Here is a 22384-nt window from a genome sequence, read left to right as displayed (position 1 = left end):
GGATAAAATCGTCTTGATTACCGGCGCTTCCAGCGGACTGGGCGAGCAGATTGCCTACCAGGCAGCTTCCGAAAAAGCGATTGTTATCCTCGCTGCCAGGCGCAGGGAGCGCCTGGAGCAGATTGAAAGGCGGTGTCGGGAACTCTCGGGCAGACCCGCTTACTCTTATCGTTTGGATGTGGGCAGTCCTGAGCAGATAGCAGCGGTTGTGCCCGATATATTGGCGCGGATGGGAGCGGTGGATGTACTGGTGAACAACGCAGGCTTTGGGTTTTTTGCCGAAGCCCTCGCCACTCCCCAGTCACTGGCCAACGAGATGTTTAAAGTAAACGTGCTTGGTCTAATCCAGATTACGAAGCTTATCGCTGCCGATATGAAAAAGCGCGGAGCTGGCCACATCATCAACATTGCCTCGCAGGCTTCGAAAATGGCCACTCCCAAATCCGCTGTATACGCTGCAACTAAATTCGCAGTCCGCGGCTATTCTAATGCTCTGCGTCTGGAACTGAAGCCTTTTGGGATTTATGTAACTACTGTCAACATCGGACCGATGCAGACTGATTTCTTTATTCACGCTGATCCAAGCGGATCTTACTTAGAGAAAATTGACCGCTGGGTTCTCGACCCAAAGGTGGTCGCAGCTAAAGTTACTGCCTGCATGCTGACCGACAAGCGGGAAATCAATCTGCCGCGAATTATGGAAATTGGCGCTAGGCTCTACCTGCTGTTTCCCCGTATCGGTGATTTCTTGGCGGGCGGCATCTTTAACCGCAAATAGTATAAAAATAAAGCTGACCTGGGTAATCCAAGTCAGCTTTGCTTATTACTCGTCTTCTTTATTCTTCTTATTAGGATCCTCGCCGAGATAATACCCAGGAACCGGAGACTGGTGGTATCCCATGGAAAGATGCGCCACCGTATTGCGGTAAATCGGATCCTGCATTAGGGTTACCCGCCGGTCTTGCGCCGGTGTTGTCGGGGTATAAATCCGCATTTCACCCGGCAGCACCGAAATTATCTCTTCCCGCCAATCGCCGAAGATATCGGCTGTAAAGGATACAGCGCCCTTGATTCCTTCCATCAATGTCTCGCCTTTGTATTTCACAACCATAGACTCCCATTTGGAAACATCCCATCTGTCAGCATGGTTCTCAGGCCGGTTAGTGACTACGAACTCCCGAATCAGATCCCCATCCCACCACACTAAATGGCGGCAGGGAGGAACATCATCATTAGTGGCAATCAGCTTGCCGTCAGAAGAAAACATGTACTTGGCATCGGAACCGGCTTTGCTGTCTTCTGTGGCCCACAGCTCCAAACCTGGATTGTTAGGATCAATATCAGCGATCATGGCGTTACCGATATGCTTGGTCGGCTGGCCGAAGTTCCACAGCATCCTACCCGTCTTGGCATCCACTAGGCAGATGCCGTTACCGTCATCATGCCAGGGCTCAATGCCGTAGAAAATCTCCATGCCCTCCCGGTCCGGAATGATATCAGAAACATACATTCTATCAGGATGTCCGAGTCCTACTGACCAGAGGCAGGTGCCGTTATCATCCAAGACGCAGGACCCAAGAATCACTTCATCGCGGCCATCTTCGTCAACATCGGCGCTGATCATAAAGTGAGCTCCCTGACTGCGGATTACCGGTGTTTCGTCATCGCCCCGCCAGTGCCACACTTTCTCAAGCTTGCCGTCATGGAACTGGTAAGCGTCCACCACCATCAGCTTATAAGTACCTCTGGCAACCAGCAGGCATGGTGTCTTGCCGTCTAAATAAGCAACCCCCATCTGGTTGCGGTTGGTGCGGTTGTAATCGCCGTATCCCGGTTCTCGCGGCGGCCATGGTGCCCGCGCCAGTTCTTCACCGGTCATGCCGTCAAGAATTGAAACCCATTCTTCGCCTTCGCGCACTCTGCCGTCTGGATCCCGGTGATTCGGTCCAGTTTTCACCGCCACTTCGGCTCTGCCATCACCATCAAAATCATACACAACATAGGGGGAATACCAGATTCCCGGCTCAATCCCTAGTCCTAAATCCTTCCTCCATAAGAAGGTACCGTCGCTTAAATACGCTTCCAGCTTATATGTAAGTCCGGTCTCATTAGGCCTTCCCGCAGGATCAATGCTGCTGAACGGCTGTTTAATGACAAAATCATAATTCCCGTCTCCGTCTAAATCAGCAACTGCGATTTTGCTCGGCATATAATCCCCTTGAAACTTGATGGAGCGGTAATGAAGCTCAGTATCCTCTGAATCAACTTCAACCGCATCTGAGGCTGCCAAAGCCTGCTCGCCCAAAACCGGCTGTACCCAGTACTTGGCTTTCCCTTTTAAAGGATTTGTGTCGGTAAAATCTGTAGTCGCAGTGATTGGCGACTGATTCAACTTTTCTACCTGTCCAGCGGAATTTTCCCGGTAAACATCAAAGCCCACATCTTCCGGATCAGAATCCAGCAGCCGCCAGCTTAAGTATACTTTGTCTCCGTCTACTGCTTTGCCAACTAATCCCCGGCTCAACTTTTCGACAACTTTTTCCTGCGCCCATCCTTCAACTTTCGGCTTGTCCGCATGCTGAGGATCCAAGGCCGGAGTAAACCACTGCCGCTCTTTGGGATCCTCTGCATACGCTTTCCTGCTCAGCAGCAGTACGCTGAGCAGCGCTGCTGCAGCACCAACTACAATCACTATGGCCTCTCCTTTCAAATTTTGATGTCATTTAACCTACTCCTAACATACCGTATATTTTCTTGTATTGCAAGAAAGTGATGAGCTTTGCCATCACTAAAACCAACGATGCTGAAGTATTCTGCACACTAGTCGGCCATAATGCGAAGTGACGCGGTTGTTCCGCGTCACTTTTGCTTTGAAGTTAAAATCTGTCAGGAAACTGCTTTGTAATTCCCAATGACATTAAGTCAGCCATTTCTAGGGATTGGGTTTCGATCATATCATAGGTATCTACACTTGCCTGGTAATTGCCTTCCAGCATGGTTACAGCTTCCTGTGTAACTAATCTTAAGTGTTCAAACAGCATTGTTCTCCAGGTCTGGAGCGACCAAAATGGATTAATTTGAGCTAAAAACGCAGCGATTTCTTCAGCATTGCGGTGCCATTTGCGGTCTAATTTGGCCACTCTTTCCGCATCACCTGCTTTGGCTGCTTCTACCAACTCAGCTGCAACTACGAGATGCTCGGTTAAAAGCACACCCAATCTGGTGCCGATCTCTATTCCGTAATAGCTGGTAAATGCCTCTGCAAAATCCCAAGGATTCTGCAGCAGCCTGTTGATGGTCGCCTGCTGGTCCGGAAGCGAGAATACAATACTGGTAATGGTCATTCTTGTCCACGCACCATGCTGCTCCCACAGTTCACGCATTAAATTGATCAGGTCAAGTGCCTGGCAGCTGATCCACTGGCCGCCCATCATCAAAATTCTGGAAGGTCTGTGCTTTGAGGTATTCATACCACGCCCCCCTTTCTCCATCGTTATATTCTATGTCCGCAGGCATTGGGGGCAATGGTACGTGCAGTTCAATTTTGGGCGCAGCCTTAATACTCTGCTCCCGGATAGAGCGTGGAGTTATACAGGCGCTTACTCTGAGGCATTGGTCTGCCGCTGGCAGCGGAGAGATCATGCATTCTGCCGGCAAAGACCTTCGCCTCTTCCTGGTTGTAAACAATCACGCATTCCGGTCCGTTTTCCACAAGTTCGGCATGGACAACCAGACCGCGCATCGGAAACTCCACAACCTTATTTAAATATCCGTCATAAAGCGCGGGAAATACTCCAAAACCGCGGCGAAAAGCAAGGATGTAGTCCTGCGGTGTGTCATCCCAGTTGCGGACAGTATCAATGATGGTAGTCCATCCTTGAGTGTTCGGCTCTTCTTTGCAGAGCTCATTGCCCATGGAATCAAGCAGGAAAATACCGTCCTTGCCGTTTCTGCCCCTGACAATCCGATCCACGCCCGCAACTTGCAGTCCGGAATCATCGGGACGAAATTTGCCAACTGCCACATGCTGAGACTCGCGGCAGCCATCGTAGCGCCAGATTTCTCTGCCTTCGGCATCATACATAGCGGTGGAACTGCCGCCGATAATAATATATGATTCCGGTTTTGTCTCATCTAAAACCGGGCCCACCCAGATGCAGTCGGCATGATCATCTAAATTGCTGGACCAGATTTTGGTGCCATTTGCATCGAGAAAATCAAAACCGGCAATCACTTCATCCCGGCCGTCGCCGTTAAAATCATGCGCCCAGGGATAATGACCGATATTGCCTTGATGAGTCCATAAAAGCTTGAAATTATGATCCAGTGCCCACATCTGGCGGTAGCGGTCCTTGAGGATAATATCCCTGGGGTAATCATGACCGGTAAGATTCGCGATAATAATGCAGTCATGAGCATAGGGATTCGGCAGATCGCTGCTCTTCTTGATCTCCCCGCTCTTTCCGTCAATGATTAACAACTGTTTGTCCATGACGCAGATTACTTCATTAAACCCGTCGCCATCGATATCGTAAATTTGGGCGGGAAAATCAGATCCATGCCCTCCCGGGTCTTCGCTCGGGGTGCCCACCTGCCAGAGCATTTCTCCATCTAGATTAAAAGCAGTTAAACACACAGCCTGGTGAGGAATGAAGCGGTCATCAATACCACCGTCAGCCTGGACCATGAGCAGCTCTCTGCGGCCGTCTCCATCCAGATCCCCCACCAGCATTTTGCAGCGCTGTCCTGCTTTTGTAAGGTCGATAGTTTTTAGTAAAAATGGTTCCATCTAAGCCTGTCCTTTCCTTCAAATATTGCGGTGCTATAACCAATATGCTCTTCGCCGATTTATGCAAATCCCCTGCAAAATTGGTAAGGATTTGTTCCCCCAGAATATAAAAGACCAGCCTGCTTCAACCAGGCTGGTCCAATCTAACCTTATGTTTACCTCAAATAAGCGTCCAGCATCCAAGCCTGCTTTTCGAGATTTGCCAGGGAGCCAATCATCATATCAGCAGTTACTTCATCACCGATTTCCTGCGCAGCTGCGATGCCGGCACGGAGACCGCTGATCAAAACTTTGAAGTCTGCAAGAACAGCATTTACAGAATCAACACCGCTGATGCCCTCACTTGGAACTTCTTTAAGATCAGCGACTTTGAGGTAATCTGCCATTGATGCTAATGGACGTTCTCCTAGCTGGAGAATCCGCTCAGCAACTGCATCGATTTCCTCTGCTACACCATCATACAGTTCTTCGTACTTGGCATGGATATTAAAGAAGCCCAAGCCTTCAACATTCCAGTGATAGTTGTGCAGCTTAGTGTACAGCACATGCAGATTTGCTAAGTACTTATTTAAGTGTTCCACAACCTTCTTGCTTCCCTCGACTGGCAGTCCAATAAGATTTGTACTCATCAAAACAGCCTCCTTCTATCTTATCTTGTTTTATGTCCGTATTAATAATAACTCTTATTATGGATAATGTCCAATTTTTTACCAAAAAATTTTTGCATGCCACTCATTATTAGATCAAAAAAAGAGCCAGATCTGATGTTCTGACTCTTTTGTATATATGCGTTTATCCTTGAAGCTTCGGATCCATGATATCGCGGAACGCATCTCCGATTAAGTTCCAGGACAAGACAAACAGTACAATTGCCAATCCAGGGTACACAACTGTGTACCAGTAGGCCATGGGATTTCCTGGTGCTCCAAGAATCCAGTTGCGGGCATAGCTGATCATCTGACCCCAGTCAGCGTAGCCTTCCGGAGCTCCCAAACCAAGGAAACTCAAGCTGGCAGCTGTCACGACAATCGAACCCATATTCATCGAAGCTTGAATGATGACAGGGAAAATTGTATTGGGCAGGATATGCCGGATTAAAATCACAACATGGCTTACCCCTGCTGCCCGCGCAGCCATAACATACTCATCCTGCTTTACCTGAAGCACATTACCCCGGATTAAGCGGGCATAGCCGGTCCAGCGGAAGAGAATCATAGCCAGCATCACATTTTCCAAACCGCGGCCTAGGATCGTAGTAATTACAATCGCCGCGATTAGAAACGGGAAGCTCATGAAGATGTCCACAAAACGCATGACAATTTCGTCAAACTTACCACCGATATAGGCGCTGACTGAACCAATGATAATACCGATCAAACAGGAGATCGAGATGACGGTTAAACCCACTTTAAACGCAGTCCGAGTTCCCCATACTAATCCGTAATAGATATCCAGCTGTCCCTCTGTCAAACCCATGGGATGATCTTTGCTGGGAGGTGTCGGTGTGCTGGCAAAACCGTAGCGAGGAATGCGGTAGGGATCCGCATTAGGGTTCCTGGCCAGTACATCGTCAGGCAGAGGAGCAATCAGCGGTGCAAAGATCGCAACCAGCACAAAACCAAGCAAAATGATTAATCCGATTAACGATATAGGATTGCGAATCAGTTTTTTTAAAACCATACAGCGATCACTCCAATCTCACCCGCGGATCAATCACCGCATACAGAACATCGACAACTAAGTTGGTTAATACAAGGAGCACCCCATAGAAAAGGCTTGTCCCGAGCACTAAGGTATAGTCCATCTGCTGGGCGCCTTTGGCAATCAACAGTCCAATGCCCTTATAATCGAAGACAGTTTCAACAATAACGACACCGCTTAACAGTCCCAGGATCATGCTTCCTACTACAGTAATTACAGGAATCATGGCGTTGCGCCGCACATGGCGGTTAATAACCAGTCTTTCCATGAGGCCCTTGGCCCGAGCTGTGCGCACATAATCTTTATTCAGCACATCCAGCATGCTGGAGCGGGTAATCCGCAGAATATAAGCCCACCACAGATAAGCCAAGGTAATCGTTGGCGCAATAAGATGGCGGAGGGAATCTAAGAAAATATCAAACCGTCCGTTCAGCAGGGAATCAATTGTATTCATACCTGTGTATTGAACGAAACTGCCGCTTAAAATTACATTATCAGCCCAAACCGATAATCTGCCTGGTGGAAACCAACTCAAAAGACCATAGAAAATCAATAAGATGATGAGGCCAAAAACAAAGTCAGGCAGTGACCAGCCCACAATGGCAAAAATCCGGGATGTGTGGTCAAGCGGCTGGTTGTGGTTCTTCGCAGAGATGGTTCCTAACCAAACTCCGCCAAAGATAACGGGAATAACTGCAAATAAAGCTAATTCAAGTGTGGCAGGAAACCGTTTGGCAATTGCTTCCGTGACATACATATTGGCTGAAACAGAATAACCTAAGTCACCTTTGAGGACATTTTTCATCCAGGTGATATAGCGCTTCCAAACCGGCTGATCCAAGCCGTACTTGACAATCAATTCGCTGATACTTTGATTCTTCAGTTCCTCTGGGCTTTTAATATATGCACTGACTAATTGGGCAGGAGACAAAAATGACATGGCAATAAAGATCATTAATGTGACTCCAATCAGCACGATCGGAAGAAAAAGTAAGCGTCTAGTAATAAAGGTTAACATAACTATAACTCCTTGACTCTAATTTCAGGTAAGTGGGATCACCGCAAAGGTGACCCCACTTCAGTCCAATGTACCTAATCAACCTTTTTAGACAAGCTGTAGAAATCGTATTTCGCGCTGTAGGCTGGGCAGTGCACAAATCCTTCGACCCAATCTCTCATTACCCGGTGATCCGCTGGATCGATATAAGGCATCGCAACTGCATACTCATATGCTTTGCGATTGATTTCCTGATAAAGAGCTTCCCGCTCTTCGGTTGTCGGTGCCTGCATGGCTTGAGCCACTAAGTCGTCAAACTCAGCTTTAGCCAGTTCAACCAAGCCCTCGCCGCAATACCCAGCAAATGCGCCGGTGGAGCGAAGATAAGCGTCAACAAAGTTGTGAGCATCCGGGAAGTCTGCCAGCCAGCCCATGAAGAACACAGGTAGGGAACCGGCATCTAGCTTGCCAAGATAGGTTGCCCACTGCATGCCCTGTACTTCAATTTGGAACTTCGGATTGATCGATTCGATATTGTATTCAAGGATTTCAGCTGCAGTTTTCCGGGCGTTATTTCCGGTGTTGTAAAGCACTGTCAGCTTGAAGCCTTTATCCCACAGCTCACCGTTAAATGCTTGTCTAAAGTGCTGTTCAGCAAGTTCTAAGTCATGGCGGTACCATTCGCCACCTTCGTTGGAGAAAGGCAGAGAGTTCGGAATAAACCCGGTGGAAATGGTTCCGGCTCCATTGGCAACTTCATTCAGGTATCGCTCATAGTCGAAAGCATAGTTAAATGCTTTTCGCACATTGATATCAGCGAAAAAGTCGCTGGGAATGCCGTTTCCGTCAAGCTTACCGCTTCCCACAATGTCTTCGTTGCCTTCATAAGGAATAGTGAAGTTATACAGCAGCACTGTGTTGGAAATCTGTTCTAAGCCTTCTAAAACCCTGATTCCCTCGACACCCCGCAGCTGATTGAGATACTGGACGTCTGCGTAGATTGCATCAGCATCACCGCTCTGCAGCATCAGCTGACGGGTATTATATTCTTCAATGTATTTAACAAACACGGTTTCGAGCTCGGCTGGACCTCTGAAATAATCGTCATTGCGTTTTAACACAATCTGGCCGCCACTGCGATCCCAAGCCTGCAGTTTAAAGGGACCGGTACCATTGGCTTGTTCATACAAGGTCATTTCTTCTTTAGTGGGATCATACCATTTAGCCCATGTATCAGGCTCTCCATCCCAGTCACCCTTTTCAACCATCCAGGCTTTCTCCAGAATCGAAGCCCAGCTGCCGCCTTTAGCTAAGATCTGCAGAAACGGCGGGTAAGGACCGGCTAGTTTAAAGACAACTGCATCGCCTTCAACCTCTACAGCAGCATCGATTTTATCGAATGCAGCGCGGCGAATTGCCGGATCAACATCATTGATGTCAGTAAAGTCGCTGGGACCTCCAACGGATGCGATCAGCTGGCGCATACTCTGCACACCCAAAAGAGGCTCAAAGAACATCCAGATCGGTCCTCCGACCGGATCGGAAATCATATTCCGCTCAAAAGTGTATTCCACGTCTTCCGGTGTTAATTCATTGCCGGTGTGGAATTTCACACCTTTGCGGATCGGCACCTTAATTGTTCTGCCATCATCGGAAATTAAACCGTTGTCAATGGTTGGTACTTCAGTGGCTAAAATCGGTACCAGCTTGTTTAAATCGCCACCTTCATAGTCGAAAAGATTGTCATAAACCTGATGAATAATCTCGCCGCTGGCTGTATCGTAAGCGTAAGCGGGATCAAGGGTATCAGGTTCGCCAATAGAAATGTAAACGAATGTGTTCTCATCGGTAACCATTTTCTGGGGCTCTCCGCTAGGAACGCCGTTTTCGGTATCGTTGTTTCGTCCGAAGTAGGAATAAACTGCAAATCCTACTGCCAATACCAATACTAATGCTAGTACTATCCGTAGTCGTGAATTCATTTCTGTTTATGTTCCCTCCATTTTATGCGCCTTAAGGCTGTTTATAGTGCTGTGATCATTTATTAAGCGGTTTCAGGTTCGCTTACCTCAACACCTTTTAACTCTAACGCGTCTGTCCGGTGGCAGGCCGCGTAGTGTCCATTCTTATCCGCAGTCAATTCCGGACGCTCATGGCGGCACCGTTCGGTGGCATACGGGCATCGCGGATGGAAAGCGCACCCCTGCGGCGGATTTGCCGGACTGGGAACGTCCCCTTTCAGCACAATCTTATTATCTTTCACATCAGGATTAGGGCTGGGTATCGCGGAGAGCAGAGCCTCAGTATAAGGATGCTGCGGCGCTCTAAACAGCTGGTCAACATCTCCCATTTCCACAACACGTCCCAGATACATTACAGCAATGCGATCGCTGATATGCTGTACCACCGATAAATCATGGGCAACAAACACATAGGTCAATCCAAACTCTTCCTGCAGATCTTTAAGCAGATTGAGCACCTGCGCCTGCACCGATACGTCCAAGGCTGAGACAGGCTCATCACAGATGATTAGTGATGGATTTACCGATAAAGCCCTGGCTATTCCTATTCTCTGCCTCTGACCGCCGCTGAATTCATGAGGATAACGGTTCATATGGTGTGAACCTAAGCCGACAGCTTTCAAAAGGCTTTCTACCCGGTCATAGCGCTCGGTGCGGTTAGAAACACCGTTTGCTGCCAGTGGTTCGGCGACAATGTCGCGAACCCGCATGCGCGGATTGAGAGAAGAGTATGGGTCCTGGAAAATCATCTGGATCTCCGAACGCAGACTCTTAATGGTTTTGGAATTGACTTCAACCCAATTACCTTGATGGTTATACAAAATCTTGCCGTCAGTCGGCTGGATGAGCTGCATTAAGCTTAAACCAAGGGTGGTTTTGCCGCAGCCTGATTCACCAACCACGCCTAGGGTTTCGCCTCGGCGCACCTGCAGACTGACTCCATCAACCGCCTTGACCCAGCCCACAGTTCTGCGGAATAGGCCTTTGGTGATGGGATAGTATTTCTTTAAATCACGAACATCCAGTAAGAGTTCGGCATTTTTTGCAACAGCCATAATGCATTCCTTTCTACACCTTATTCTGAACCGGGAAACCAACAGCGTGCTAAGTGGTTGTCCCCAACCTCAGCAAAAGGCGGCTCTTCTTTGCATTTTTCCTGCGCTCTCGGGCATCTGTCTCTGAAACTGCACCCGCTGGGTGGATTGATCGGGTCGGGTACTACACCTTTGATCGGTTCAAGTCTATCTTTCTTTTCACCCAGCTTGGGAATGGACTTAAATAAGCCAATCGTATACGGATGAGCAGGGTCGTGATAGAGAGTCCGCACATCAGTATACTCAACTACTTTGCCCAGATACATTACTGCAACATTATCGCAGATCCGGCCCACAACACCAAGATTGTGAGTGATCATCATAATCGACATTTTGAATTCTTCCTGCAGATCTTTCATCAGATCAAGGATTTGAGCCTGAATCGTCACATCCAGGGCTGTGGTAGGCTCATCTGCAATCAAAAGGCTGGGATTGCATGAGAGCGCCATAGCAATCATCGCTCGCTGGCGCATCCCCCCGCTCATTTGATGCGGATACTCTCTGACCCGCTGTTTGGGGCTGGGAATACCTACTTTGGCCAGCATCTCTTCAGCCATCTTCCAGGCCTGTTTCTCTGTTACTTTTTGATGCAGCATAATCGCTTCAACAATTTGGTACCCAACTGTATAAACCGGATTAAGAGAAGTCATGGGCTCCTGAAAGATCATGGCAATCTCATTACCACGGATCTGACGCATCATCGCGCCGGTGGGATCCTGCTGGGCTAAATCGATTACCTCACCATCGCGATTGCGAAAAAGGATTTTGCCGGCATGGATCTTGCCATGGGGTCTCGGCAAAAGCTGCATAATCGATAAGGCGGTCATGCTTTTTCCGCAGCCGCTTTCCCCAACTACACCCAGGACTTCCTCTTTTTTTATCTCAAAGGAGACTCCATTGACTGCTTTTACCAAGCCTGCCTCACTTGAGATATAGGTATGCAGATCCTCTACCCTCAGCAGTGTATCAGGGTCCATTCTGTTGTGCTCAGTGGCATGAGCTTTATCAGTCATGATGATAACCTCCAGTTTGATTTTCCTGGAAAATCATGGAATTCATAATTAAATGCATTATATTAATAATAACATTGATCTATTTTAGCAACTAGAGCTCTTTCTGTCAATTGAAGGAGACCGTGTTTTACCTGCATCGTTATAAAAATAACATCCGTAAAATAACGGATCATTTCCTGATCTTATGTTTAGTCTTGCCTGATTGCTGCCGCTCAATCACGCAAAAAAGCAACCAACCCCCAGACTAATGCTGGCTTGAGGTTGGTCGCTTAAACGGCTTTATTCCACTTCGATCGGACCGGTCCATCTTTGGATCCCGCCCGTCAGATTATACACGTCTGTAAAACCCATATCCATCAGCATCTGCTGTCCAAATTCGCTGCGGTTGCCGCTGCGGCAGATTACTACGATTTTTTGGCTGGGATCAATCTCCTTCAGCCGTTCCGAACGATCCAAATCTCCTAAGGGAATCAGTATTGAGCCAGGAATATGTCCAGCTGCATATTCATCCGGCTCACGCACATCGAGCAAGACGACTTCGGCATCGGTTGCCAGCATTTTCAGCAATTCCTCTGCGTCAACTTCCGCGCCAGGGCTGGGTTTATTGATTAACTGCCAAGCGATAAAAGCAATTAACGCAGCAGTAATAAACCATTTTTTCATATCCGGCTCCCCTTTAACTTAGTCGCTTATATTATATCCATGTGCCGAAAATAAAAAAACTCATCGAGCTGATGAGCGCCGCTGATATAAAAAGTGGTGCCGGGGGCGGGAATCGAACCCGCACGGGCTTAACGCCCAACGGATTTTAAGTCCGTAGCGTCTACCTATTCCGCCACCCCGGCACTCCGAATCACAACTGCAATTATATAATTTATCTTGATAATTGTCAATACCTAATTCATTTCTTATTGTGGCTGATCCGGGATTAGAATATGTGCCAAACTCCCTGCATCAAATCACCATCACTTACCAGTATTCGTTCTGCTCCCAACAAATCCATCAGTACAGCGCATATTCCTGCTCCGGCAGGAATAACATCAGCTCTGCCCGGGTTAAGTCCCGGCAGAACTTCTCGCTCATGAAGCTTCATTCTGGCAAGCTTTTCGAACCAAGCTTCAATCCTCTCTTTGGTTAAGCAGAATCCTGTAATTTTATCAGGATCATAGTCCACAAGTTCTAATTCCAACGCTGCAAGCGTGGTAATTGTGCCGCCGACGCCTATAACAGTCAGATTTCCCGACACATCGACAGGCAACTGCCGGATCAGGGCAGCTGTCCTTTCTCGCACCGTCTTCTGCAGGCTGCCCAGCTCCTGATTGTCCATCTCCGTCATCCGCACAGCGCCAACCTGACAAGAACCGCTGAAGAGGACTTCACCATTTGACCGGCCGCAAACAATCTCCGTACTGCCTCCACCGATATCGATTACCAGCAGTTCATCACCAAGAAAAACACCCGCATCCTGCACCGCTTTCCACGCGCCCACAAACGACGCCCAAGCTTCTTCCTGTCCAGATAAGACTCGCACAGCCCATCCAGTCCGCTCTTTAACACCTTTTAAGAACTCAGCTTGATTGGCTGCGTCCCTAACCGCGCTGGTAGCAGTTACGATTAGGCGTTCAATCGGATAGTGGCTGAGAAGCTCCTGGTACTCCGCCAGCGCTTGATAAGTTCGCTCTAAGGCCTCCGGTCTGAGGTGCCCTGATGCATTGACTCCCTGCCCTAATCGGGTTATTTTCAGCTGCCTGACTGCCGGCATGATCTGCATACCAGATTCGGTATGCGCAGTTTCTGCGATTAACAGGCGGGTCGAATTAGTGCCGATATCAATTGTGGCAATCATAGCAGTCTCCTATTTCTCCAATTTGCATTCGCCGGATGAGCAGTTCAGCTCTCCATCCAGGGCTTCATAAACCATTTTTCCGATGGTGTTATTGCCCAAAACTAAATAATCACCGAAATGGGCGTGCAGGCATTTAACACCATCATACGAGCGGGTGCCACCGACGCCAGTTTCTGCGATCACTTGATATTCGTTGGGATAATTCTTGGCCAGCGCCCTAAGGACCTCCTCAGGAATAAGGCTGCGCCGAAATTCGGCGTGCGCCTCGTGATCTTTTTTAACTGCTTCAGCAAATTCTTCATCAGCAGCAATCCGCTCCTGAAGCGTGCCGATCAATCCAGTGCTTTCGATTTTACTGATCATTTTTCGCAAATACGGACATGTAAGCCACAGCGAAGTCGGAAATACTGTTACCTGCTCCACCTTAGTAATCACCGGCCGATTAACAATCACTTGGGGATATCCGTATTTACATCTTTTGGCAATCCCCAAAACACCTCTGGGCTCCCGGCCTAATTGATTGGTTATAACTTGATAATCCTGCTGTGTTACTTGTTCAAGACTATTTTGCATTCCTATGCCTCCATTATGGAAAAAAACATCCCCGAAGGGATGTAATATATTAATATGGCAATGAACAAATCAACTTACGCTCTATCTCGCGCCCCTGCCACCTCGTTTCGAGTCTAAACTCTTTCTCAGAGCTTGCTGCCTTTCATCACTGTCTTTGAGAAAGCGCGCTAACCTTTCTTCGAAATCGTTGGCGCTTGCAGCTCTCCGTCTCGCTCTACCATGTTGAGGATAACTTTGTACCTGGGATTTGGGATTAGCCTGTTTGATTGAGAGACCAATTTTACCGTCGCTGATATTGATAACTTTTACTTTGACGCAGTCTTCGCGTTTCAGGTAATCGTTGATGTCTTTTACGTAAGTATCTGCTACCTCTGAAATGTGTACTAGACCAGTCTCCCCATTCTCAAGCTCTACAAATGCTCCGAAATTGGTAATCCCAGTTACCTTACCCTCGACAATGCTGCCGACATCGATTGACATACGTTAATAAATTCCTCCTCTTAGATTTTGCCACTGCAGGGCCGCGGCTATTTTATATTATACATTATCAGAAATTTTGTGTCAATCGACCATGCCTATTTCTTTCCGGCTCAGTCGGATGATTCCGTGATGATGAACCGGGTCTCTCCTGGTTTAACCAAACCAAGTTCTTCTCTTGCCACTTTCTCGATATATTCTTCGGAGCGATGGTACTCAATTTCTTCTCGGATTTGGGCATTGCGAAGTTCCAATGCCTGAATTTCATTGGTCAGCCGGGCTATTTCCTTCCTGAGGCGGTGATGCTCCATAAAACCTTTTCCAAAAGCATAGCCCAGCCAGATAATCAGCAGCAGTAAAACAATCTTGCCGTACGCTGGCTTCTTCCTTGTCCTTCCCACAGCCATCAGAACCTCCCCTTTATGGAGAAGTTCGGGAGCAATCAGCGTTTTCCTGCCAGGAAATGGAATTACTGGCGCCGCCAAAGGGATGCAAAGGGAGATTGCCAGCGCAGTCCACCTCTGCGGAACCGCCATCTCCAATTCGAATCAAACTTAATGGAACTGCGGCCGCTTCTGCGGGCGCTGAATGCTAAAATCAGGTCCTGAAGGGTCTTTACAGGCAGAATGACTACGGAGAAAACCAGTCCACAGATATAACTGATAATATATCCAATCAGATTAATCAGACCGGCAAAAAGCCGAATCACTATTCTGCTGAACAGCAGATAGTAGAAGGCCGCGCCTAATAGAATCCCGATCAGGACATAGAAGCGCAGTTCACCCCAGTTCGCCACCAAAAGGTAGACAATAAGTACCGGTGCCGCCACCAGCCAGAAGATAAGATCCATAACCGCTGCGGTAATTGCCCCGGGCTGCAGGCGTGAGCGAATCACGCGGTATAAGTCAAAAATAAGCCCGATCGAAGCGCCTGCAATTAGTGTAACAGCAAATGCATACAGCTGTACGCTAAGCGAATCCATGCTTACACCTCCAGGAGCTTTGAATTCTCTTTACCATAACAGTGTATGCATTTGGCCTGTAACATGTGAATCACCGAAACAATTTTGCTAAAATACCCTTGCCCTTCTGCCCAAACGAATCCTTGGTATACTCCAGGGTCTTGATATATCCCAATACTACTAAACTGCTGGTTTCCAGATTCAGCTCGTTGATGTGCAGATCTTCTCCGCGAATGATCAAACCGCCTTCCTCTGTCTCTAGGGCAATCTCCCGGTCATCAAAGCTGTCTACATTCAGCACACCGTCAACATTTAAGCGTTCCCGCTGTACCAGCAGCACCTGATGTCTGGCTGCTGAAGTAGGATACTTTCTTTCATCCATCTGAACGTACCTCCCACTGCTTTTGGTACAATCTATGCAGAAAGAGTGGGAAATAGAATCAGATTCTGCCTAATCATAGAGTTTCTTGATTTCTACGCCTTTAAAGAAACTCTTAGCAATTTCCTCTGGCGACTTGCCTTCTTTGGCCATTTTAAACGCATCCCACTGGCTTAGGCCTACGCCGTGTCCATAGCCCGTTCCCCTAATCGTGAGCGTGCCTTCGCTTACTTCCCAATCAGTTACCAAAGTGGATTTCATTTTGGTTGAATCAACGGCAATGCGAAAATCCGAGCCGTGGATAGCAGCGGTGCCATCAGAGCCTACTACTTCAATTTGGGTAATCCGATCTGTCGACCCCCGGTCAGTGATCTTAAGGTCTTGAATTTGCCCAACGTTGATGCCCACCGGTGCCAGCAGTCCCTGCAGCTCTGCCAAGGTATATTTGGCTTCCCAGTTGGTTACGTCTTCGGGAGCATACTGATTCTCACCCAAATCCACACTGGCAATATAGGGCGGTTCCGCTTCCTGGTAATTCAAGCCCTCTTTGGCAGTAGTAGTTTTGCCGCCGGAGTAAGCGTGAAACCAGCCCTTGACATAGCGATCCTCATAAGTCAAGACCTCACCTCTGGTCATTTCCACCGCTTGGCGGATTTCCGGAGTAATGGCATCAGGGTTATAGGCTTGGGCTTCTTCGATGTTTGTGGAAATGTCCGCTCCATATTTTTCCTGCAGGCCCCCTTCAGCCATCAGCGCCAAGGTAAAGCTGCGGGCAAAGATAGCCTGGGCGCCGTAAGCTTCCAGCGGCCAATCGGGAAACATTTCTCCTGCTACAACACCCTGAAGGTACTCTTCCAATCCCATCGTTCTTTTTTCGCCGGTTTCATTGAAATAGACGGTAATCTGCGGTTCCTGATCCAACTCTTTGGCGAGATCGTCCCGGTCACCGCTCCAGCTCACCATCACAGCCACAGCGGCAATTATGAGTAAAATCAAGCCGGCAGCCGCTTTCTGTCCTCTAGTAAATCCCAAAATCGCTACCTCCTATCTTTTCAGCCGCGGTATTAACAGAATTGTCTTGTATTAGCTTGCTGTTTTTCGCCAAATATTATGCCGAAGCCGATCAAAAGAAAGTTTTCAGGGAAAAAATTGCCAATATAGCAGGAATAGTATTACAGGTCACAGAATATACAAGTGAATTACTTTACCTCAAGGGGGTTAAACTGTGAACAAGAGTGATCTTATTAATGCAGTGGCTAAAGAAGCAAATTTAACAAAGAAGGCTGCAAGTGATGCTGTGGAGGCTACCTTTTCGGCTATCCAAGATGCTTTAGCAAAAGGTGAGAAGGTAACGCTGGTCGGATTTGGTACTTTTGAAGTGCGTGAACGTAAAGAGCGCCAAGGCGTTAATCCATCAACTGGCGAGAAAATTACCATCCCAGCGACAGTTGTCCCGGCATTCAAGCCAGGTAAGAATTTAAAAGAAGCTGTTCTTGCATCTAAGTAAAACACCAGCCTGCACCTGCAGGCTTTATTTTGTATTGGAGGTAATCTTTACATGGCCCGCTACACATTAGCATCCCTAATCGAGATCATGGCACAACTTCGCAGCGAGGAAGGCTGTCCCTGGGATCGGGAGCAGACCCATCAAAGTCTAACCCGCTACCTGATCGAAGAAGCTTACGAAGTAATTGATGCCATCGAAGAGCAGGACGATCAGGCTCTGGCGGAAGAGCTGGGAGATGTACTGCTGCAGGTGGTATTTCACGCTCAAATTGGAGCAGAAGACGGGCGGTTTACCATGGATGATGTGCTGAACGCTGTGTGCGAGAAAATGATCCGCCGCCATCCCCATGTCTTTGCCGATACCGAGGTTCATTCTGTCAAGGATGTACTTTCCAACTGGGAAGCCATCAAAAGAAAGGAAAAAGCTAATCAAGACCGAGAGTCACTCCTAGATGGAATTCCCAGGCATCTACCGGCGCTGCTGCGGGCAGAAAAAGTGCAGAGTAAAGCTAGTAAAGTGGGATTTGATTGGGATGACATCAGCGGCACATTTGCTAAACTCGAGGAAGAGATTGAAGAGTTTAAGCAGGCTGCCGCATCCGGCAATCAGGATCAGATAACCGCAGAAATGGGCGATTTGTTTTTTAGTCTGGTCAATATCTGCCGCTTCCTCAACATCAACCCTGAGCAGGCTTTAAACTTAACTACCGATAAGTTTATCCGCCGCTTCCAATACATTGAAAAAGAGGCTGCCCGGGAAAACCGGGAGCTTAATACGATGAGTCTTGCTGAAATGGATCAGCTTTGGGAGAAGGCAAAAAAAGACTCCTAGTTCATAACTTAAGCATAAAACTTAGTTATGGATAGGAGCCAGACTGGACTTTCATATTACTGTTCCATTTGTTTAGCCAGAAATCCGGCTGCTGTCTCAGCAAGCTTTATTTCCAATTCTCCCAGCTGTGTATTAGGATCCTTCGTGCAGATCAGCACTGCCCCGATGGGATCTCCTTCCGCAATTATCGGAGCAATAACCTGACTTTCAAAATCCCATCGGTCGTCATCATCCGCGGTATCGCTTTTGGTAACTACCATGGTTCTGCGGGATTCCATCGCCTTTTCAATAACATCGTTAACAGATTTATCTATCCACTGCTTTTTAGCTGCCCCGGCTACAGCTACAACTGCGTCCCGATCTGAAATCAGTGCAATATGCCCAGTTGACTCATATAATGAATCTGCATATTCTTGAGCAAAGTCACCCAGTTCACCGATTGGAGAATATTTCTTTAAGATAACTTCGCCTTCGCGGTCAACAAATATTTCCAGCGGATCGCCTTCGCGGATGCGTAAGGTGCGCCTAATTTCTTTGGGAATCACTACTCGTCCTAGATCGTCTATGCGTCTGACTATTCCTGTAGCTTTCAAGAGCCACGCCCCTCCTTCGTGTTGGGTAAGTTCACTGTTAGTATATAACCAGCGTACTATTTTTATTCATTTTTCCCAGCTACACGTATTTACTCCAAAGCCTGCAGCACTTTCTGCAGGAGCAGTAAAGCCTCATAATCCGATAGTCCATCTGTCTTGATCTTAATCTGGGGATTTCTGCTGTGCACATAACCAACTTGGCCTCTAAACTGACGCACTAGGCTGGTATATTTGTCGTTTGCTCTGACAATACCCGGCAGCGAGCGGACTACAAACATCTTCTTCTCCCAGAAAATGCTGGCGATACCTACCCGCTTTGCCAGCACCTTAATCCGGGTCACCAAGACCAAGTTTCGCACCGCATCGGGAAGATCCCCAAAGCGATCCACGATCTCGGCTTCCAGTTCATCCGCATCTTCCAGTGTCCGCACTGCAGCCAGCTTCTTATACAGCTCTACTTTCTGCTTGGGATCAGGCACATACTCATCCCCGATATAGGCGTCAACCTGCAGGTCGAGTACAGGATCGGGAACCTCCTGCTCAACATGGCCTTTGAGCTTTTGGATAGCTTCTTCTAGAAGCTTGCAGTAAAGCTCGAATCCTACCGAAGTGATAAACCCATGCTGCTCAGGCCCGAGAATATTACCGGCTCCCCGGATTTCTAAATCCCGCATAGCTATTTTTATTCCTGATCCGAGCTCAGAAAACTCCTTGATGGCTTGAAGGCGTTTTTCAGCGTCTTCTGTTAGTATTTTATCCTTCCGATAGGTAAAATACGCATAGGCTACCCGATTTGTCCGGCCAACACGGCCCCGCAGCTGATACAGCTGGGCCAGGCCAAGATGGTCCGCATCGTAAATAACAAGGGTGTTGACATTGCTGATATCCATCCCGGTTTCAATGATAGTTGTGCAGAGAAGAATGTCATATTCATGGTTATAGAAGTCGAGCATCACTCGCTCCAGCCGGTTTTCATCCATCTGCCCGTGGGCAACAGCAATTCTCGCCTCAGGAACCAAATTCTGCAGGCGCTGGTACATAGCATCTATGCCGCGAACCCTGTTGTAGACAAAGTAGACCTGTCCCTGCCGCGCTAATTCACGATTAATCGCCTGAGCAATCGTTTGGTCATCCCATTCCATCACATAAGTGCGGATTGGGAAGCGATCTTCTGGAGGGGTTTCGATCAAGCTCATATCCCGCACTCCCACAAGTGACATGTGCAGGGTGCGTGGTATTGGCGTAGCCGACAGAGTCAGCACATCCACATTTTTGGAGATTTCTTTGAGTCTTTCTTTTTGGGCTACTCCAAACCGCTGCTCTTCATCAATTATAACCAGTCCTAAATCATGGTAAACAATATCCTTGGACAGCAGCCGGTGAGTGCCGATGACGATATCGACAGTACCGTCTTTCAGGCCTTTAACCACCTGCTTTTGCTCTGCAGCCGACTGGAACCGGGACAAAACGCCGATGTTTACCGGATAATCTTCAAACCGCTCTGTAAATGTGCGGTAATGCTGCTGAGCAAGAATTGTGGTGGGCACCAGCACAGCGGTCTGCTTACCGGCATTGACAGCTTTAAACGCAGCCCGAATGGCCACTTCAGTTTTACCGTACCCAACATCGCCGCAGAGAAGGCGGTCCATCGGCCGAGTTTTTTCCATATCCCGCTTTACTTCTTCTATGGCGCGGATTTGGTCCGGTGTTTCCTCATACGGAAATGCTTCTTCAAACTCAGCCTGCCAAGGCGTATCCTCAGGAAATTGAAAACCTTCAGTGGCTTCCCGCTCAGCATATAACTTGATTAAACCTTCAGCTAAATCCTGAACCGATTCTTTTACCCGCTTCTTAACACGAGCCCACTCAGCGCCTCCCAGCTTAGACAGCTTCGGCGCCGCATCGTTTAATCCCACATAGCGCTGGAGCAGTCCAATTTGATCGGTCGGCACATAGAGGCGGTCTTTGCCGGCAAATCTGATCAAAAGGTAGTCCTTGCTGGTATTCTGAACTTCGAGGGTTTCAATCCCTAAATACTGCCCGATCCCGTGATTGATATGAACAACATAATCGCCAGCTTTCAGATCCGACTCGGTAAGCCGAACTTGGGTATCGGTGCGGTTTACCCGCCGCTTCGCTCTCTGTCTGCCGTAGATTTCCAGCTCAGTAATGATTAAAAGCTTAAAACCCGAGTAGTCCATGCCGGTCTCGAGGCTGCCGGCAGTAACGATACAGTTCCCGACTTTGAGTTTATCCTCGATGCTGTCAGTATATTGAGCAGGAATATCACTGTCTTTTAAAAACTCCACCAGCTTGCGTCCCCGCTCCGCAGTGGACACCACTATGAGAATCCGGTAGTGCTGCTTGCGGCACTGCTGGATTTTTTTAACAAAGCCGTCGAGATCTTTCTGGTAGTGTTCCGGAGATTTGATCTTCATCTGATGCGCTGAAGGAGTGCCCATTTCGGGGATGCGCTTATCCAAAACAGACAGGTAGAGAGAATGGGCGTGGGTGCTGATAGAATGCCACAGCTCTTCCCACTTGATAAAAACGTCAGCCATTTTCGGCAGCACTCTGCCGCTGGTCAATAAACCGGAGATGGTATCGCCGATATCCTGCAGATACAGCTTGTGGTGCTCTTTGACCCGCGCTGGTTCACTGACAATAATTAAACTCTGCTTCGGCAGATAATCTAGGAGAGTATATGCTTTTGAAAAGTAAGGAAGATATTGATCAATGCCCGAAAAATAGGTCTTATTTTCCAACAATTCCAGATTTGCCGCGGTTTTTGCAAGCAGTTTATCCGCTGCTTCCTCGTTCTCGATTTTCAACAACTTTGCGCTCTGGCGCTTAGCATCCTGCCAGATATCATCTCTAACCTGTTCAAAGTCAAGATCCACATACAGTCGATCCCGCGCCGGAAAGATAGTAACCTGGTCAACTTTTTCTATAGAAAGCTGGTCATCGATCCTAAATGTTCGAATCGAGTCGACTTCATCATCAAACAGCTCTATCCGCACTGGATGTTCATCTGTAAAAGGATAAATATCAATTATTCCGCCGCGAATACTGAACTGTCCGTAACTTTCAACCATATCTACGCGCTCATAACCCAGCCTAACCAGATCAGCCGGAAGTTGATTCAAATTGACGCGGGTATCGAGATCGATTGTCAGCTGATGCTGATAGAAATAATCTGGTTCAATCAGCGCCTCAGTTAAAGCTTGGATTGAAACACAGATGATACTGCCAGGCTCACGGATCTGTTTCAGCACATCCAGCCGGCTTTTGCGCAGCTCCCAATCGATCACTGCTTCCTCATGGGGCAGCAGCTCATTGGGATTAAATACCAGAACAGTGCGATTTGGCAGTAAATTTTGCAAATCCTGCGCGATTGTTTCTGCCTGCTGTTGATTATAGCCAATAAACAGCGTCACAGCCTGAGGGTCTGCCACAACAGCCGTAAGCAGGCTGCGCTGAGAACCGGATAATCCTAAGATCAGCTGTTTCTCGCCTTTGGCAGTTTTCTCGCGAATTGCTTGAAACTCCCGCGACCGGCTGACCAAATCTACTAATCCATGTAACGACAACTTCTTATCCTC

General features: G+C 48.0%; 22 protein-coding genes and 1 tRNA gene. 3 read left to right on the top strand and 20 right to left on the bottom strand.

The annotated features are described in order from the left end of the window. Positions 1-778 (top strand): SDR family oxidoreductase (locus tag GX019_08315; GenBank protein HHT37162.1); only part of this gene is annotated, 778 nt, incomplete at its 5' end. 45 nt (positions 779-823) lie between these two features. Here the strand turns inward: GX019_08315 and GX019_08310 are convergent. From GX019_08310 to GX019_08225, 18 genes are all read right to left on the bottom strand, one after another. Then, a complete protein-coding gene (locus GX019_08310) occupies positions 824-2665 on the bottom strand; it encodes a silent information regulator protein Sir2 (GenBank protein ID HHT37161.1) in 1842 nt (613 codons plus the stop codon). Between the two features lie 211 nt (positions 2666-2876). Beyond that, positions 2877-3383 (bottom strand): acetylglutamate kinase, encoded by a 507-nt coding sequence (locus tag GX019_08305; GenBank protein HHT37160.1) that lies wholly within the window; start codon positions 3381-3383, stop codon positions 2877-2879. 173 nt (positions 3384-3556) lie between these two features. Then, the gene (locus GX019_08300) at positions 3557-4789 is read right to left on the bottom strand and encodes a hypothetical protein (GenBank protein HHT37159.1); all 1233 of its coding nucleotides are present in this window, start codon (positions 4787-4789) and stop codon (positions 3557-3559) included. Positions 4790-4944: 155 nt separating this feature from the next. Then, positions 4945-5418 (bottom strand): DNA starvation/stationary phase protection protein, encoded by a 474-nt coding sequence (locus tag GX019_08295; protein HHT37158.1) that lies wholly within the window; start codon positions 5416-5418, stop codon positions 4945-4947. Between the two features lie 163 nt (positions 5419-5581). After that, positions 5582-6469 carry an ABC transporter permease gene (locus tag GX019_08290; GenBank protein ID HHT37157.1) on the bottom strand — a complete coding sequence of 296 codons (888 nt, stop codon included), beginning with the start codon at positions 6467-6469 and terminating at the stop codon, positions 5582-5584. A 7-nt stretch (positions 6470-6476) separates the two neighbouring features. Continuing rightward, complete coding sequence (locus tag GX019_08285; GenBank protein HHT37156.1) at positions 6477-7508, bottom strand: ABC transporter permease; 1032 nt, start codon at positions 7506-7508, stop codon at positions 6477-6479. A 74-nt stretch (positions 7509-7582) separates the two neighbouring features. Further along, positions 7583-9469: an ABC transporter substrate-binding protein gene (locus tag GX019_08280; GenBank protein HHT37155.1), complete on the bottom strand. Its 1887-nt coding sequence runs from the start codon at positions 9467-9469 to the stop codon at positions 7583-7585. Positions 9470-9531: 62 nt separating this feature from the next. After that, a complete protein-coding gene (locus GX019_08275; GenBank protein ID HHT37154.1) occupies positions 9532-10563 on the bottom strand; it encodes a dipeptide ABC transporter ATP-binding protein in 1032 nt (343 codons plus the stop codon). 20 nt (positions 10564-10583) lie between these two features. Then, entirely contained in the window at positions 10584-11579 is a 996-nt protein-coding gene (locus GX019_08270) for an ABC transporter ATP-binding protein (protein HHT37153.1), read from the bottom strand. A 315-nt stretch (positions 11580-11894) separates the two neighbouring features. Continuing rightward, the gene (locus tag GX019_08265; protein ID HHT37152.1) at positions 11895-12278 is read right to left on the bottom strand and encodes a rhodanese-like domain-containing protein; all 384 of its coding nucleotides are present in this window, start codon (positions 12276-12278) and stop codon (positions 11895-11897) included. Between the two features lie 94 nt (positions 12279-12372). Next, positions 12373-12460: transfer RNA gene (locus GX019_08260), tRNA-Leu, on the bottom strand. 83 nt (positions 12461-12543) lie between these two features. Continuing rightward, a complete protein-coding gene (locus GX019_08255; protein HHT37151.1) occupies positions 12544-13461 on the bottom strand; it encodes a Ppx/GppA family phosphatase in 918 nt (305 codons plus the stop codon). A 9-nt stretch (positions 13462-13470) separates the two neighbouring features. Beyond that, positions 13471-14034 carry a DUF501 domain-containing protein gene (locus tag GX019_08250; protein HHT37150.1) on the bottom strand — a complete coding sequence of 188 codons (564 nt, stop codon included), beginning with the start codon at positions 14032-14034 and terminating at the stop codon, positions 13471-13473. Between the two features lie 81 nt (positions 14035-14115). Beyond that, positions 14116-14514, bottom strand: a complete 399-nt coding sequence (locus tag GX019_08245; protein HHT37149.1) for an RNA-binding protein S1 — start codon at positions 14512-14514, stop codon at positions 14116-14118. A gap of 110 nt (positions 14515-14624) precedes the next feature. Beyond that, a complete protein-coding gene (locus GX019_08240; GenBank protein HHT37148.1) occupies positions 14625-14918 on the bottom strand; it encodes a septum formation initiator family protein in 294 nt (97 codons plus the stop codon). A gap of 62 nt (positions 14919-14980) precedes the next feature. Next, complete coding sequence (yabQ, locus tag GX019_08235) at positions 14981-15493, bottom strand: spore cortex biosynthesis protein YabQ (GenBank protein ID HHT37147.1); 513 nt, start codon at positions 15491-15493, stop codon at positions 14981-14983. A gap of 70 nt (positions 15494-15563) precedes the next feature. After that, the gene (gene yabP, locus GX019_08230) at positions 15564-15854 is read right to left on the bottom strand and encodes a sporulation protein YabP (protein ID HHT37146.1); all 291 of its coding nucleotides are present in this window, start codon (positions 15852-15854) and stop codon (positions 15564-15566) included. Positions 15855-15923: 69 nt separating this feature from the next. After that, entirely contained in the window at positions 15924-16883 is a 960-nt protein-coding gene (locus GX019_08225; protein ID HHT37145.1) for a SpoIID/LytB domain-containing protein, read from the bottom strand. A 193-nt stretch (positions 16884-17076) separates the two neighbouring features. Between GX019_08225 and GX019_08220 the strand changes: the two genes are divergently transcribed. Both GX019_08220 and mazG read left to right on the top strand, forming a co-directional pair. After that, on the top strand, positions 17077-17358 hold the full coding sequence (locus GX019_08220) for an HU family DNA-binding protein (protein ID HHT37144.1): 282 nt from the start codon (positions 17077-17079) through the stop codon (positions 17356-17358). A gap of 51 nt (positions 17359-17409) precedes the next feature. Continuing rightward, positions 17410-18189: a nucleoside triphosphate pyrophosphohydrolase gene (gene mazG, locus GX019_08215; GenBank protein ID HHT37143.1), complete on the top strand. Its 780-nt coding sequence runs from the start codon at positions 17410-17412 to the stop codon at positions 18187-18189. Positions 18190-18245: 56 nt separating this feature from the next. Here the strand turns inward: mazG and spoVT are convergent, their stop codons facing one another. Together spoVT and mfd are read right to left on the bottom strand one after the other, a co-directional pair. Beyond that, the gene (gene spoVT / locus GX019_08210) at positions 18246-18782 is read right to left on the bottom strand and encodes a stage V sporulation protein T (protein ID HHT37142.1); all 537 of its coding nucleotides are present in this window, start codon (positions 18780-18782) and stop codon (positions 18246-18248) included. A gap of 89 nt (positions 18783-18871) precedes the next feature. Further along, the gene (gene mfd / locus GX019_08205; protein HHT37141.1) at positions 18872-22372 is read right to left on the bottom strand and encodes a transcription-repair coupling factor; all 3501 of its coding nucleotides are present in this window, start codon (positions 22370-22372) and stop codon (positions 18872-18874) included. Positions 22373-22384 lie beyond the last annotated feature (12 nt).

Source organism: Bacillota bacterium (assembly GCA_012837335.1).
In the GTDB taxonomy this organism is placed as follows: Bacteria; Bacillota; Limnochordia; order Darwinibacteriales; family DTU012; genus DTU012.
The sequence above is the reverse complement of the archived record's forward strand: the minus strand, read 5'-3'. Positions and strand labels throughout refer to the sequence as shown.